This is a genomic window from Adhaeribacter aquaticus DSM 16391 (genome assembly GCF_000473365.1).
In the GTDB taxonomy this organism is placed as follows: domain Bacteria; phylum Bacteroidota; class Bacteroidia; order Cytophagales; family Hymenobacteraceae; genus Adhaeribacter; species Adhaeribacter aquaticus.
The window spans coordinates 3,984,027-3,999,883 of record NZ_KI421517.1 but is presented as its reverse complement, the minus strand read 5'-3'; the positions used below and the strand labels follow the sequence as shown (position 1 = coordinate 3,999,883).

The 15,857-nt window shown below is 40.3% G+C and carries 15 protein-coding genes; 4 read left to right on the top strand and 11 right to left on the bottom strand.

The genetic code is table 11. The annotated features are described in order from the left end of the window. Positions 1–94: 94 nt before the first annotated feature. From ADHAQ_RS0119920 to ADHAQ_RS0119910, 3 genes are all read left to right on the top strand, one after another. Positions 95–973: an AraC family transcriptional regulator gene (locus tag ADHAQ_RS0119920; protein WP_026464432.1), complete on the top strand. Its 879-nt coding sequence runs from the start codon at positions 95–97 to the stop codon at positions 971–973. Positions 974–1,337: 364 nt separating this feature from the next. Beyond that, entirely contained in the window at positions 1,338–2,192 is an 855-nt protein-coding gene (locus ADHAQ_RS0119915; RefSeq protein WP_026464431.1) for an SDR family oxidoreductase, read from the top strand. A gap of 384 nt (positions 2,193–2,576) precedes the next feature. After that, entirely contained in the window at positions 2,577–2,774 is a 198-nt protein-coding gene (locus ADHAQ_RS0119910; protein ID WP_026464430.1) for a hypothetical protein, read from the top strand. Between the two features lie 44 nt (positions 2,775–2,818). Here ADHAQ_RS0119910 and ADHAQ_RS0119905 read toward each other — a convergent pair whose 3' ends face one another. Then, on the bottom strand, positions 2,819–2,998 hold the full coding sequence (locus ADHAQ_RS0119905) for a hypothetical protein (RefSeq protein WP_157433469.1): 180 nt from the start codon (positions 2,996–2,998) through the stop codon (positions 2,819–2,821). Positions 2,999–3,220: 222 nt separating this feature from the next. Beyond that, on the bottom strand, positions 3,221–3,394 hold the full coding sequence (locus tag ADHAQ_RS28410) for a hypothetical protein (protein ID WP_169728019.1): 174 nt from the start codon (positions 3,392–3,394) through the stop codon (positions 3,221–3,223). Positions 3,395–3,864: 470 nt separating this feature from the next. Between ADHAQ_RS28410 and ADHAQ_RS0119890 the strand changes: the two genes are divergently transcribed. Next, positions 3,865–4,176, top strand: coding sequence for a hypothetical protein (locus ADHAQ_RS0119890; protein ID WP_026464428.1), 312 nt, complete (start codon positions 3,865–3,867; stop codon positions 4,174–4,176). A gap of 225 nt (positions 4,177–4,401) precedes the next feature. Here the strand turns inward: ADHAQ_RS0119890 and pxpA are convergent, their stop codons facing one another. The 9 genes from pxpA to ADHAQ_RS0119835 form a co-directional block, all read right to left on the bottom strand. Further along, a complete protein-coding gene (gene pxpA / locus ADHAQ_RS0119885; RefSeq protein WP_026464427.1) occupies positions 4,402–5,172 on the bottom strand; it encodes a 5-oxoprolinase subunit PxpA in 771 nt (256 codons plus the stop codon). Continuing rightward, on the bottom strand, positions 5,172–6,179 hold the full coding sequence (locus ADHAQ_RS0119880) for a 5-oxoprolinase subunit C family protein (protein WP_026464426.1): 1,008 nt from the start codon (positions 6,177–6,179) through the stop codon (positions 5,172–5,174). The genes pxpA and ADHAQ_RS0119880 overlap by 1 nt, the downstream gene beginning before the upstream one ends. After that, positions 6,169–6,894, bottom strand: coding sequence for a 5-oxoprolinase subunit PxpB (gene pxpB / locus ADHAQ_RS0119875; protein WP_034256944.1), 726 nt, complete (start codon positions 6,892–6,894; stop codon positions 6,169–6,171). Before pxpB ends, ADHAQ_RS0119880 begins: the two co-directional genes overlap by 11 nt. A 535-nt stretch (positions 6,895–7,429) precedes the next feature. After that, entirely contained in the window at positions 7,430–8,113 is a 684-nt protein-coding gene (locus ADHAQ_RS0119870) for a hypothetical protein (protein ID WP_026464424.1), read from the bottom strand. Between the two features lie 343 nt (positions 8,114–8,456). Next, complete coding sequence (locus ADHAQ_RS0119860; RefSeq protein ID WP_026464423.1) at positions 8,457–9,389, bottom strand: pyridoxal-phosphate dependent enzyme; 933 nt, start codon at positions 9,387–9,389, stop codon at positions 8,457–8,459. 346 nt (positions 9,390–9,735) lie between these two features. Next, complete coding sequence (locus ADHAQ_RS0119850; RefSeq protein ID WP_026464422.1) at positions 9,736–11,118, bottom strand: ABC transporter permease; 1,383 nt, start codon at positions 11,116–11,118, stop codon at positions 9,736–9,738. Between the two features lie 3 nt (positions 11,119–11,121). Further along, a complete protein-coding gene (locus tag ADHAQ_RS26445; protein ID WP_051360050.1) occupies positions 11,122–12,543 on the bottom strand; it encodes an ABC transporter permease in 1,422 nt (473 codons plus the stop codon). Positions 12,544–12,547: 4 nt separating this feature from the next. Further along, on the bottom strand, positions 12,548–13,255 hold the full coding sequence (locus tag ADHAQ_RS0119840) for an ABC transporter ATP-binding protein (protein ID WP_034256942.1): 708 nt from the start codon (positions 13,253–13,255) through the stop codon (positions 12,548–12,550). A 154-nt stretch (positions 13,256–13,409) separates the two neighbouring features. Beyond that, a complete protein-coding gene (locus tag ADHAQ_RS0119835) occupies positions 13,410–15,842 on the bottom strand; it encodes a TonB-dependent receptor (protein WP_034256941.1) in 2,433 nt (810 codons plus the stop codon). Positions 15,843–15,857: the final 15 nt, after the last annotated feature.

The following is a 15,857-nucleotide window of genomic DNA, read 5'->3' as shown; positions in this document are numbered from 1 at the left end:
TTAGAATCAGATTTAGGCTAGTTATTTCAACTTATAAGCCATTAATAATGCAAATGAAATTTCTTCCGTAAATTTGCTCATCTAAAAAACAATAATGCCCAAAGAACATCTGCCCATTTATCAAATTCAGGATTTTAAAGCCTGGGAGCAAAAAGAGCATTATCTATATTTCAGTTCTTTAAAGAATCACCTGCAAGAACACCAGTTTATCAGGGAACCTCACAAGCATAGCTTTTTTATAATTTTATTGATAACCCATGGCAGCGGTACCCATACCATAGATTTTCAAACCTATGAGGTAAAGCCTAACGTTGCTTTTTTTATGATTCCCGGGCAAGTACATAGCTGGGAACTTTCGCAGGAGGCAGATGGATTTGTTATTTTTTTTACGCCAGAATTTTATTTAAAACAGTTTCCGCACCGTAAGCTTTATAGTTTTCCCTTTTTTAACGCTCTTTTGCACAAGCCAATTCTTTTACTTTCTCAAAAGGAACTAGATAAGGCCTTAGAAACTATTCAGAATTTTCAACAGGAGTATACGGGAAGTACTTTTATGCGCAACGAGATGTTATGTTGTTTCCTGGAAATGCTGCTGATTTATTTAGCCCGAATATATAAAAAGCAGCAAAAAGAAGTACAAGTACAGGCGGGAGAACCAACCTTACTACAAAAATTTGAAAACCTGGTGGAGCAGCATTTTAAAGAGCATCTGCCCGTTAGCTTTTATGCAGACAAATTACACATTACGGCTAAGCAGTTAGGGGAAGTAATAAAGGCGACAGTAGGTAAAACCACCACCGGTTTAATTCAGGAGCGTTCCATTCTGGAAGCCCAAAGGTTGTTGGTCCACTCCGATTTAACCAGTACTCAAATAGCCACCGATTTAGGATATTTTGATACTACCTACTTTTTCCGGTTCTTTAAGAAACATACCGGCTTAACTCCCGAGCAATTCAGGAGTACGCATAAATAAACTTTTCCATGCCTAATAAAATCGGTCAGGTAATTATAACTTCAAATTTGAACACCTTCTAATTTACCTAGGTTTTTAGTAGAATTAGCTTTCTTACATCATCTGCAACTGTTGTAGCTAATACACAAACATTTGCTCCTAAAGAAAAACCAGTTTACAAATAGCCCTTCCCATCAAAATGGTGGTGTTTTTTATATTAAATAATAGTTTAACGCATCTGGTAATCATAAACATTTTCTAATAACCAAATTTTCAACGTTCCAGAAAAAACTAGATTTTAGAACCAATGGAAAAAGAAGTAGTAAAAGGTATTTAATCCTATATAACCTAAAACAGTTATAACTTAAATATTTAAAGAAATGATATGGCTAAAATAGCAATTACGGGCGCTACAGGCCATTTGGGCCGCCTGGTCGTGAATAAATTAAAAGAAAAATTATCTCCCGAAAACCTGGTGGCACTTGTTCGCTCACCACAAAAAGCATCTGATTTAGGAGTTGAGGCTCGTGAAGCCGATTATAATAAGCCGGAAACCTTGGATAATGCTTTAACCGGAATAGATACACTTTTGTTAATATCGGGTAGCGAAGTTGGTCAACGAGCTATACAGCATAAAAATGTAATAGAAGCGGCTAAAAAAGCCGGAATAAAGCGGATTGTTTATACCAGTATCCTTCATGCTGATACCTCCCCTATTAGTTTGGCCGATGAACACCGGGCAACGGAAGAAGCCATCAGAACTGCTGGCATTCCTTTTACCTTATTACGAAACGGCTGGTACACCGAAAACTATACAGGTTCTATACCAGGAGCATTGGCTGGGGGAGCTTTTATTGGCAGTGCTGGGGAAGGTAAAATATCTGCCGCTATCCGCGCCGACTTTGCCGATGCAGCAGTGGCAGTTTTAACCGCAGAAGGACATGAAGGTAAAATTTATGAACTTGCCGGCGACGATTCTTTTACCCTTACGGAATTAGCTGCGGAAATTTCCCGCCAGACAGGGAAAGATATTCCGTATAAAAACTTACCGGAAGCAGATTATGCCGCTGCGCTTATTAGTTTTGGTTTGCCCAAAGGATTTGCTCAGGGTATTGCTAGGTGGGATGTAGATGCCTCCAACAGTGTTTTGTTTGATGATACCAGACAACTTTCTGCCTTAATAGGCCGGCCTACAACTCCCTTATCCGAAGCTGTAGCAGAAGCACTTAAGGGCGCTTAAGAAGTGGATTTATATAAGCAAGATTAATCTCAATTAACCTAACTAACCTTGCCAAAACCTGAAAAGCCAATTCATGGGTACACCATTTAAACTGTGTTGCTATGAATTGGCTTATTTTTTATAATCAGGTATAAATAATAACTATACGGGCTGGGGCAACTTGTTTTTTTGTTATTAATCTTCCAATAAAAAGAATCCAAAAGAAAAATACTAAAAATCATGAGTTGCTTTATAATTTAATTCAGCCGTCGAAAGCCATTACTCGTATAGCTTAAACAATAATTGGAATAGAATAAAGTTTAAATAAAAAATAAATACGTATTTTTACAGCATTAATTCGTATTTAATACCTAGATAATCCTATCGTATTAAAAGAAGCTTAAAGTGATAACTTTAACAGAAGAAGAAATAAACGGCTTTAACCATAAAGAAGTAGAAGAACAGCTTTTTTATGTAAAGTATTTATTGATCCGGGAAAAACAAGAATCCAGAATTGAATACCTATATAAATACCGGTTCTTACTAGAACAAAGGAAAGAAACTTTGTTTGCCATTATGAGTCATGAGAATGCTAACTGGTAGAAAGTTTTTACATACGGAGGTGGCGTAACATCAAATACCTTTATTTATTTTGATGATCTTTCTTTACTCCGCTTAAATAAGTCTCTTTCGTATTCTTTTATTAAAGCTGCCAGTTCTTTCATTTCTTTTGCTTCCGGAGAATTGGCTGCAGCATTTCGCAGTGCCTCCAGGCGCTTTACAGCAAAATCATACTCTACACTACTACCTAATACTTTAAAATTCATAATAAACAACATTATATATTCCTATGTTGTCACTGGCAAATTTTAAACCAATTATGGTGCTGGATCGGTGAAACACCTGTAAAGGTAAGTTTAATAATAAAAAGGTATATAATTTAAATACCTTTTTTAGCCCTTAGATAAAAGCTGATTAAATCTTGATAGTTGAAAATTAAGACCCGTCCAATCCTGTTATATTTATTAAATATACTAAAGAGCAATTTTCTAACTATTTTGAGCTAAATAATCTATCCGGGATTTAAGTAGATGAATAAATTTTTTTTCTTCCGAAGACTTTTTCAATTCCTTCGGAGTGTTTCTATTCATAAAATTTAGAATATCCAGGCATTCAGTAATATCATATTTTTCCAGGTTAACATTATTGTACTGTAACTTCATCTTAATTGGGTGTTTGCCTATCTTTATTCATTGTAATTGATGGTTTTACCTAATTATTTAAGCAATGGATGTTCTCCAAAAGTATATTTCAGTATTTAAACATTATTTTAAGTAAAAACCCTAAGCTGAAAAGCTTTATCAGAAATAATACGGAATAGGTAGTTTACTGCCTCTTCTCCTCTCAAAACTAAACTCTTTAATAATATTACCGCTGCCTCTTTATTATTCCCATAATAGGTGCCTTTGCTTTTCAGACGACAAGGTTATTCCTAAAATTTGATGGCTTTCAAAATCTTTATATCAGCATTTAGACGCTCCTTTGTGCATCTTTATGTAACCAACTCCAAACCATAAGTAATTAAACTCATTCTAAAAGAAGTACTTACACTAAAAACCCGTACTACTACCCATTGATGCTCAAAATATTACAAACTAATTTTGTAGCAGAAATAATTTAATTAAAACAATTCATGGTATTAAGTAATAAAGATTTAGCAGAAACCCATTATAGTTTTATTGTAGACAGATTACTTAATACGATAAAAGACTATTCTGTTAAATATGATGAGTTTTTGCTTTTAAAAAATGACATCAAAACGTTGCTAACAGAAAGTAGTTCTTTACCTTTTGCCAAACGGTTGGAATTAGTTTGCCATTTTTTAAAGAAAACCGGAAGCAAATCTTATATTATAAAGCTTTTGTACGCAGAATTAACTGAAGATTATAAAGCATTCAAAGAAGAAAGAGTAGACCTTTCCAGGGCTGCATTTTGCTGGGATTAATAGTAATAAATCAAAATATTTATTATTTCACTAGCTCTAAAATTCTTACTTAAGCTTCAATAAAGTAACTAAACCAAAAAGTTAGAACTCATTTTACCAGAAGGCTTTACATTAATTAAGTAAAAAAAACTCTAGGATCAGGTTTTCTATTGCTTTTCCGTTAGATGGCAAACCAATGGAAAACCTGGCTTTGTTTCCCAATAATATTTTTTTATTAAAAACTAATTACACAGGTTTCGCCTGAATTACAACACCTTCCCGCTCCAATGCATTTTTTATCAGGGCTACAAACTCCAACGCATTTGATTCGTCCCCATGGATGCATATGGTATCAGCCTTTAGAGCAATTTCTTTCCCATCCAGCGTCGTTACTTTCAGCTCTTTTACCATTTTAATTACCTGCTTTACTGCCTCCTGATGATTTGTAATCAACGCGTTGGGTAACCGACGGGAAGTAAGCGTTCCATCCGGTTGGTAAGTCCGATCGGCAAAAACTTCATTAGCCGTAACTAACCCTGTTTTAAGGCCGGCTTTAATTAAAGCACTCCCTGCTAAACCATACAAAACCGCTTCCGGGTTAACTTTATAAATGGCTTCGGCAATGGCTTCGGCCAGGTTTTCCTGAACTGCGGCCATGTTGTAAAGAGCCCCATGTGGTTTTACGTGATGCAGCCTGCCCCCATTTGCTCTGACAAAAGCTTCCAGCGCCCCTACCTGGTAAACTACCATATCAAAAACTTCTTCCGGAGAAACAGCTATATCCCGGCGACCAAAGCCTACCAAATCGGGCAAACCAGGATGAGCGCCAATGGCTACCTTGTGCATAAGAGCTAGCTTTACGGTCCGGTTCATTACAGACGGGTCTCCAGCATGAAATCCACAAGCAATATTTACCGATGATACATAAGGTAAAATAGCGGCATCATTTCCTAGATTATAGGATCCAAAACTCTCCCCTATATCACAGTTAAGGTCAACGGTAAGTGCAGGAGTCATTAACTAATAATTTTTAAGTGTAAAGCCCTTTTAATGTGTAAAATATTTCTTTCCTGCTGGTAGTAAAGGCTTTGTGCTTCTGGTAGTGTTGCCTCCTGAAATGTAATTTTTTTACCCATTGGCACTTGCACAAAAGAAGAAAAATGAGCCGAGCAGACTTGCCCAATTCTGGGGTAGCCCCCGGTTGTTTGATGGTCGGCTAGTAAAACAATCGGGTGCCCATCTGGAGGAACCTGGATGGTGCCAAAAGAAACAGCACTGGAAATTATTTCGGTTTTATCTGTTACGCTTAGTTCCGGGCCCCGAAGCTGATAACCCATTCTGTCAGAATCGGACGTAACAATAAACTTTTCCTGCCAAAATTTTTCTGCACTTGGTCTGGCAAACCATTCGTATTCCGGGCCTTTTAATACTTTTATTGTTGGATCAGGCGAAATAACAGGAAGCAAGGCCGGATCCGGCGTCCAGTTTACCCCACACCAAGCTTTGGTTCCCAAGCTTAATTTTAGTTTCTGGCTTAACTTGGCACCTATTTCGCTAGGTCCGTGTACAGGTATTATATCCCCCACATGCAGTGGCTTTCCTTTAAACCCACCAAAGTCGGCTCTGAGGTAGGTGGCGTAACTACCTAAAACCTGTGGTATTTTAAAACTACCAGAAACAGCTATATAAGACCAGCTGCCCGAACGAGGTGTACCAAACTCTAAGGTACAGCCTGCGGACACTAATAAGGGTCGCCACATTTTTACCTGTTCACCATTTATGGTTGGCGATAAATCCGCCCCGGTTATAGCAATCAAGCCTGCTTCTTCAAAACGAATTTTGGGTCCTAAAAAAGTTGTTTCTATGGCGGCGGCATTCTCGGGGTTACCTACTAAAATGTTTCCCACCCGTATCGCAAAAGTATCCATGGCTCCGCTCACCAGTATCCCCTCTTTTTGATACCCTATCCGCCCGGTATCCTGAATAGTGGTCAATAAACCGGAATGTAAAATTTTAAGCCCCATTTCTTCCCTCTTTTTTACTTTCAAATTCTTTTTCTGAAATAGGAATAAACTTAATGTGGTCACCGGGCTGCAACAAACAAGGGGTGTTCCGGTGATAGTTAAATAATTGAAGTGGCGTTCGGCCAATAATTTGCCAGCCTCCTGGAGTAGCTAGCGAATAAATGCCAGTTTGTTTACCCGCAATTCCTACCGAACCTGCCCAGACTTTTGCTCTGGGTTTACTTTTCCTGGGGGTAGCAATCTTTTCACTCATGCCTCCCAAATACGGAAAACCAGGCGCAAACCCCAACATGTACACCAGGTAATCGCCTGTTGTATGAATAGTTATTACCTCTTCCGGGCTTAGCTGATTGAGCTCTGCCACTAATTCCAGATCAGGACCATAACTGCCGCCATAACAAACTGGTATTTCTACTAACCTGAAGGAAGGAACACTATTTACCTGATTTACCTGTTGGAGCAGTTCATTTACTATTCCTGCCACCTTGTGGTAAGGATCAATCAACCCCTGCTGGCTAACAATAAACGGATTATAATAAATAGTTAAAGTCGTAAAGGCCGGCACGTACTCTATAAAGCCCTGGAAAGGGTTCTGGGCCAAAAGAGCGCCAAAGGCTTGAATATCATAATGGGTATTCCGTTTTATGGTATCGCCAAACTGAACCACGATGGCCGTATCTCCCAGCGGGTAAAGCCGGACATTAGAAGTAGGCATTTGCACCTTGTTTAAATTATTTAAACTATAATATTAATTTTTACTTAATGCAGACAGGTAATTATTCTACCAAATTATTCAGCCATTAAATATTATTCTTAATCTGCCTTAACAAAATAGACTTGAATATTAACTAACAACATTTTTTACCTGATACCACCTCGGTTTGCTCTTTGTTCTCCTACTTCTCATGGTTATAGTGGTTTGTACCGGACTGCTATATAAAGCTATTTCCACAGGCAGTCACCTAAAATCTAGATTATTTTTCAAATTCACGAATATTTAAATGGCAGTTCATCTGTTTTAAGAATACATGCTAAAAACCTAATCAGTTACTATAGGTAGCTACCGGTTCTTATACATAGTATTTCTTAAAATTTTATTTAACTAACACCAGGAATATAGTTTAATCTGTACTTTTTGATTTGAACAATCTGTTATTTACGCATGAATGAAATTACCAGGTTAACCGAATTATATATTTATAATTTTAAATACGCCACCAGAGAAAGATAATCTTCAATGTCGATCCCGGTTAGTTTAAATTCAGACCGAGGACTAAGCCAAACCAGGGCTTATTTTGGTAAATCCAATATCTTTTATTTGGGTCTAATAAATTATCGAAGCCCAAACTTACTCCAGCAGTTAATTTATTAATTGCCAGTATGCCTGCTATTCCTTTCTGTACAATTAATCCATCATAATCAGCGGCGATACCGTTGGCCGTGGTTGAGGCGTTCATGGCGGTATTGCCCATTCCTATAAAGCCTCCGGCACTAAAGCCAAAGTGGTTTATTTGCCGCCCAAAAACACCCAAGTCATTTTTTTTATAGTTAATATGGTATACATCCTTTCGGCGGCCTACATACACATTTCCATTAAAATTAGTGTTAAACTGTATAGGTAAAACATCCTTTACCGGCGGCCTTATTTTGAACAAAGCAGTAAGTACATCTACGTCTAATGAGGATTTGGTAAGCTGTTGTTTTACTCCATAATAATTAGCTGCCTCTTTTGGAATATAGGTATAAATTTTTCCCGGAAGCTTATATAGGATTAGGCTGTCTTCCAGGTTTTGCAGGTAAACGTTATACAATTTCCCTTCCATTTTAAGTTTATAGCGTCCCTCTGCCAATTCATATTTAGAAGGGTTCTGTATTCGGGTACAACTGCAAAAAAAAACCAGTATAGAAATAAAAATACATAAAATTTTAGCCATAGTATCTTAAAGCTAATTTTGTAGGCGCCGCGGAAGTACCCGTTGTCGATTTATCCATTTTACTTCTGTTTATTAACCTTTTCGGTTAGGTAAGTTGTATTTTGATCTATAACAACAGGAATACGCCAATGTAAACTCAAATTCCGTCAAAAAATATTAAAACAATTTTATCTTTTACAATATTCTGCTGATCTGGATCCGTTCCTGATCAGAATTGGTAATGGTCACTTGGTTTTGATTGAGAAGCTACCTATGGCACCCATTATTATTAAAAATGCCGGACTGAGCTTGAAAATGCTTATCCGGGAACAAGGCTGTATGGGTGCAGGTTGAAAGCTGGATATTAAAAGGGCAGTTTGCTTAAATCCACATTTCCCCCGGAAAGAATTATCCCTGTTTTTTTACCTGCAAAAATTTCTTTTCTTTTTAGGACCGCCGCCAGCGCAACAGCACTGGATGCTTCTACCACTATTTTCATTCGCTCCCATATTAATCTCATTGCCGCAATAATTTCCTGGTCACTTACTCTTACAATTTCTGCTATGCCGGCTTGTATAATAGGAAAATTTATTTTGCCCAACTGGGTTTTTAGTCCATCTGCAATAGTATCACCAGATAAATTACTTTCAATTTGTCCGCTTTTAACCGAGCGGTAGGCATCATCCATCGTCTCGGGTTCTCCTCCAACTACTTTACAGGTGGTCCCATAATGTTGGGCTGCTAAAATGCTGCCCGCTACTAATCCGCCCCCGCCTACTGGAGTAACTATATATTCCAGATTAGGGTGCAGCTCCAATAATTCTTTTGCGGCAGTTCCTTGTCCCAGAATTACACTTAGGTCATCAGAGGGATGAACAAAGGTAGCCCCTGTGTCCGCAGCTATTCTGGCGGCCGTTTCTTCCCGGGCTTGTAAGGTTGGAGCACATTCTACAATAATTCCGCCATAAGCGTTTACCGCTTCTTTTTTGACCTGCGGCGCATTTTCGGGCATTACAATAAAGGCCGGTACTTCTAAACTTCGGGCGGCCAAGGCTAGTGCCTGGGCAAAGTTTCCGGAAGAATGGGTAACAACCCCTTTTTGCTTTTGGTCTGGTCTTAACTGCATTATAGCATTTAAAGCCCCCCGCATTTTGAAAGCCCCCATCCGTTGGAAATTTTCACATTTAAAATACAAATCAGCCCCGGTTAAGGCATTTAATATTTGGGAAGTAAGTACCGGAGTTCGATGAATGTAAGGTAAAATGCGGAAATGGGTACTGCTTAATTCTTCTTTCATAAATTTCTATGTTACTGGCTTGTTCCTTCCGAGCTAGCTTCTGATACAGCTTCAAATTAATTAAAACCTATTCATTTAATCCTGTGACAAAAGACGATACCAAATACCAGATTTTTCCTGGTCTTTTAGGTAAAATCAAAATAAGCCTCATTACCTTTTCCTGGTAGCAAAATTGTGGTTAGTGTTACCTTGATAGTTGTATAGGTGCCCTAACTATTCTATCATGGAGCGAAATTTTACCAACAAATATTTTTATTGTTTCGGATTAATCAAAGATGAAATTACTGGCTTAGGTATAAAAACCGGCTGTAAAGTAGCAATATCAGCGCATAAGTCTGGTGCCAATTTATTTTAAGTTTAAAAACCTGATTTTAAAAATGAATAAACCTACTATAAAAGTAAATAAAAAGCTTAGTGCTAATTTATAATAACCACTCCAAACAAGGCTAATCTGAGGAGTGCTGGTAAAGCTGTGTTGGGGCTCCTTAGCATAATCGTTATGTGTAAAAGCAACCTGATTAAATAAAAATGGATAATAAAATTCCCGTAAAGCGTCATGGTAGCGGGTGGCACTTTGCATAAAAGCCAGGTGGGCGAGCAAATCCGTACCTGTTAAGGCATTTAACATTCCCTGAACATTTACCGGCACAGACAAAACATTCAGGTTTTCAACCAATTGCTGACGTTCTTTTAATCTGTTTTGGTAATCTTTAGCAAGGTCGGCAACCGCTACATCGCCTAAATGCTGAAAAGCATAATACCACCGCCAAACAAAACGCTCTTTTATTTGGGTAGTATCACGCCATTGCGGATAAAGACTAAAAAACTTGTTCATGGTTTCTTCTTTTGGTTTATCCCAGCCCCCGTGCACGACCTCGCGTTGCTTTATAGTTAAAGCCAAGGCTTGGGGCACTGGTTTTTTCAGGGCAACATATACGTTTAGCAAAGCTGGGATAACCATGGTAAGCAGCAACCAGATGCCCAGTAAAGTGATGGCGTTAAAGGCCGAGCTTTTTTGTAGTGCTGCCACCAGAAATATTACTGCAAACCAGAATAAACAATATAAAACAATTGCCCCGAGCCAAAGAACAATCCGGCTATCCGGAACAACCTGCGCCCAAAACATACCTGTTAAGGAAAGTAAAACCGCCAGCCCCAGCACAATAAATGCCCGGAAGCTAAGTTTAGCGGCAACTATTAAGCTTAAATTAATTGGCTGAGATAATAAGAGTGGCAAAGTACCCTGTTCTTTTTCAATGGAAAACACATTAAAACTTAAACCAATAATAAATAGCGGAAACAGGTAAATCAACACAAAAGCCAAATCAAAGTTACCTGTAAACACCTTTAATGGGTTGATATTATCAGAATCGTATAACTGTGATTGCAGGTTGAGCAGCCGTAGCTTAATATAATACGGATTTATATCGCGTTGCCCCAATGATAGACTGGCCCAGGAATCAGGGTGGTTTACGGCAAAGGTAGAATGATAGTAGCCTACGTCGCCGGCATCGGCTTCCCCGGGAAACTGTACCTTCATATTTTCTACATCGTGGGCGGTTATTTTAGATAAGTTGGCCAGATGCTGGCGTTGGCGGCTTATTTCGGTAGTGCCGTAGTATATACCGTATAAACCCGTTATTAAAGTGAGCAGGGTTATGAGCAGCAATCCTTTATCAGCCCGGAAATTGAGCCATTCGTACTTTATAATTGTCCGGAATTTGTTCATATTTTAAACGATTTTTGTTTTGTCAATTAGCTTAAACCCAGTAACAACGACTAAAAAAAGCCAGAAAAGCAGGGCTATAATGGAATTGATTTGGTTTTTGAGGGCCCACCCCACCCCAGGGCTGCTGTAGCGAAAAGGCGGTATTTGTTTCCAGGTGGCGTTGCTTAAACGGGTGGTTTTATCCTGGTATTTGACTTGGGTAGCCTGGATGTGGTTTAAGGTTTGAGCCAGGTTATACCGGTATTTTTCGGCTACTTTTTGATAATGCACATAATGCGCAAAATCCGAACCCGCCATGCTCATTGAGAAATGGCGGACCGCCAGATAAGGGTTAAGTAAACCCAGGTATTCGGCAATGCGGTTTTGTTTCTGAAAAATACCTGTGAGGCGGTTAAAGTGCTTTTGGTACACTTGGCTGCTTTGCGCCTCACTGGCCGCCATTACCAGGCCATCGGCATTTACCGGCAATTGCTCCAGCGAACCTACCCCATATTTTACCAGCAACTGCTTTTTAAAAGCTGCCGCGCGTTCATCGGCAGAGTTATGGCCGTTAATACTTTGGGCTACTTCATCGTGTACATCGGCATCCAGTTGGGCTTTGGTGGGCGTGGTATATAAATTGGCGCCTAGGTTAGCGGCCGCTTTCGGCAGAATAATACAACTCAGAATCCAGATACCCAACAAGGAAATCAGGGCTGTGCTGGACCGTTTGTTCAGAGCCGAAACCACCACCGACAATACAATAAAAATAAAAAAGTAAACCAGGTAAGCCCCAATAAATAAAAGTAAGCGCAGCAGCAAATCAGCATTAAGGTTAAAGCCGCTCTGGCTAAACAATAGCAAACTTACCAAAAACAAAGCTGGCGCTACTACCAAGGCTACTATCTGGCTATACCCGGCCACTTTGGCCCATGAAATCTGGCGTAAAGACACGCCTTGACTAAGCATGAGCTGGAGGGTGCCGGTTTCTTTTTCTTGAGTAAAAGCTCCGTAACAAAGAAATATAATCAGCAAAGGAATAAGCATCTGCAAAATAAAAGCCACCGTCATTTCGCCGAACCGAATAAGTGATGACGATTGTTGCGCCTGGCTGAAATTAGAGCTGTTTTGCTTATGTGCTTCCAGGAATAACGATGTGCCGGTAAAGGAATCTAAACCAAAATCAAGGAAACTAAGGCTGGACTTGGGCCTGAAAGCAAAGGACCCGTAGTGCGCCATCCGGTGCGGGTGCCGGTCGGCGGAGTTGGCAAAATGGTGGTTTACTTCCTCCTGGGCCATTTCCCGCTCGTGCTGCAAGGTGTAATAACTGTGCAAACCTACTACCGTGGCCGCTAATAAGAGCAACAATACAATAACGCTCAAGGCTAGAAAGCGAGCGTCGCGCAGGGCGCTGAGGAATTCTTTTTGGGCAATACTTTTAACCATTTTCTTAGTGCATGTAGTTTAAGTACAGTTTTTCGAGTTCGTTCGCATTCAGGTCGGTGGTACCCAGTACATCCACCAGTTCGCCTTCGCGCATAATGCCCACGCGGGTACCTACTTCCTTGGCCCGGAAAATATCGTGCGTAGCCATAAATATGGCAGTACCCTGGGCGCTTAACTGCAGGAGTAATTCCGAAAATTCATTGCTGGCTTTGGGATCCAGACCGGAGGTGGGTTCGTCCAATAACAATACCTTAGCGTGTTTGGCTACCGCAATGGCTATGCCTACTTTTTGCCGCATGCCCTTAGAATACCCGCTTACCCGCCGTTTTACTGCATCAGCCGGCAGCCCCGCCCGGACCAGATAATCGGTAATTTCTGCTTCCTGGTAATCATAGCCGGCCAGGCTGCTGAACAAAGCCAGGTTTTCGAGGCCGGTCAGGTTGGGGTACAGCATCACGTTTTCGGGAATGTACGCCAGGAATTCTTTTACTTTGGTAATGTTCCGGGTTACCTCCAGACCATTTATAAAAGCGGCTCCCGAAGTGGGTTGAATAAAGCCCAGGAACAAATTAATTGTAGTGGATTTACCGGCCCCGTTTTGTCCCAGCAAACAAAATATTTCGCCGGGTTTTATTTGCAGGTCCAGGCCCTTAAGAGCCAGTTTATCCTGGTATTCTTTTCTGAGATGTTTTGCTTCTAATACAAATTCCATGATGTTTTATCTGATATTTAAGGTAAGCTCAAATAGATATTAAATTAAAACAGGTCTATAACCAGTGTTTTCAGTTCCGGAAAGGTCCGGTAATAAGTAGCGCCTAATTAAGCTGCCGGGGCATCTGCTCGGTAGCAATGCCCCGGCAGCTTAATTAAAAGGTATAACCAATGGTAGCCATAAAATTGCGTGGAGCGCCCGGACTAGCCCGGAAGTAATCGTACCCACCCACAAAATATTTTTTGTCCAACAGGTTATTTAGGTTTAGGCTAATTTTAAATTTATTCAGGTTATAAAATAAGGCGGCATTGGCAACGGTATAAGCTGGCCAGTAGTCCCAGATTAACTCCCCGGTGTTTACTCGGTTAACCTGAATTTCCATTCGCCGGCGACTTACATAATTACCCCCAATGGCCAAACCTAAACCCGGTAAACTACCAAAGGAGAAAGTATATTTGGCCCATAAGCCTGCCAAATGTTTGGGAGCGTTGGCAGCCATCATGCCATTTTCAGCAGCCACATCAGCATCCAGTACCTGGCTGTGATTAAACGCATAATTGGCGTTCAAATTAAAATAGGGCCGTATATTGCCGGTTATTTCTAATTCGGCTCCCCGCGACCTTACCTGGCCGTTTTGCCGGTAAATAGGGTTCCCTTCTTCGGTGAGCAGACCAGTATTAACCAGGGTATTTCGTTTTTTAATCTGGTAAACCGAAAGGGTGCCATACAAAGCTTTTTGTAAAAATTCTCCTTTTAACCCACCTTCTACCTGGTAGCTTTCTTCGTTGTGGAATGGGGCGGTGCGGCCGTAGCGTTCAGGGTATTTGATGTATTCGGGTTTAATGGGCCGAAAACCCTGGCTATAGGAGGCAAAAAAGTTCAGGTCTTCCCGCAAGGCATAAGTAAATCCTAACCGAGGTAAGATTACATTTTGCTTTATTTTTTCTTCACCGTCGCCGTAGTTTCGTTCATCCCGGAACATTTCGTAGCGCAAACCCAGGAGTAAACCCAATCGGGTGGTAACATCTACCTGGTCCTGTACATACAAGCCGGAAGTATGGTAAACGGCGTTAATGTAATCAATGAAAAAGGCTGGTGTGGGCCGCCGGATGTAGTTACTTGTATTTTTTATTTCGTAAACCGGATTTTTAAGATCAAAGGTGAGCGGTATGGCTTTCCCGTTACTGTTTTGTTGGCGTGCCTCCAACATGGTGCTGTTTTTGTCGGTATCAAATTTCACGTAATCTAAACCTGCCACTATTTTGTGACTCAGGCTCCCGGTTTTACCGTTTAAAGAAAAATAAGTGGATATATTATCTGTATATTCTTTGGCTCTCCGCTCAAAATACCGCATGTTCATTACGGTGTTCAAAGGAGCATCAGCAAAAGTGTTCAGGGTACGGTGTTCCTTTAAATCTTCAGCATACGCAAACCTTAGGTATGCCAGGTTAAATGATATATTGTTAGTTATTTTGTGATTCAAGGAAGCATTTAATGATAAGTCGTTAACTTTAAAATAATCGTTAGGCTGACTTAGGGAAAAAGCAAAAGGTAAAGAAAATAAATTGCCGGAAGCAATGGGCAAGCCCCTATCCAGATAACCATTAAAACTGCTGAAAACCATTTCGGCATTAACCGTAGTTTTTGAGGTTGGCCGGAACGTTACGGTAGGCGCTATGATAAACGATTGCCGGTCGTTCATATTCCGGAAAGTTTTGGTGTTTTCGTAGCCAATATTCAGGCGGTACAATAAGGTGGTATCATTGTTTAAGGGGCCGGTAAAGTCCAGGGTGGAGCGCATGGTTTGGAAACTACCTACCGAGAAATTCATTGCTTTCCGGCTTTCTGATAAAGGTTTCTTGGTTACCATGTTGATGGTTCCGCCCGGGTTGATATCGCCAAACAAAGCTGCTCCCGGTCCTTTTAGTACTTCTACCCGTTCTAAATTTACCGTAAGAGGCACCCTGAAAAAGCCATTGCCGTAGCTATAGCCCGAGCGTAAACCATTTACCAATCGAAAGCCACTTTCGTAACCATTCCGAAATCCCCTGACCGTAAGGTCATCGTAGCCTGAATATTGATTTACTCCCGCTACATTTTTTACTACCTCGTTCAAAGTAAAGGCTTGTTGGTCTTCTATCAATTCTTTCGTAACAGTAGATATGGTCTGGGGCACATCTATAACCCGGCTGGCGGTTTTGGTGCCAATAAAGCTGTAACTGCTCTTATAAGTGGTTTCTTTGCGGCCCAATACTTCTACTTGCTGCAGGGTTGTGGTATTTTCCTGTAAGGCAAAATTGAGTACGGCATTAGGCGCATCGGCTGTAAGAGTTACTTCTTTTATTTGCCTGGAATACACCAAACCGTGAGCTTCCACTGTGTACTTGCCTGTATGTAAGTTTTTGATGACAAAGGAGCCATCTGAAGTAGTAAGCGCCATGGCATTATTTTCCTGTAACGCCACTGGTATGCCTTCTAATGCATGGCCGTGGTTATCAGTAATTCGACCTTGAATGCTACCTAATTGTTGACCCGTAGCAGCTAAATGGCTGAGCACTGCTAGCATAAATATTATAAAATTTTTCATATTATATTCTTTTAG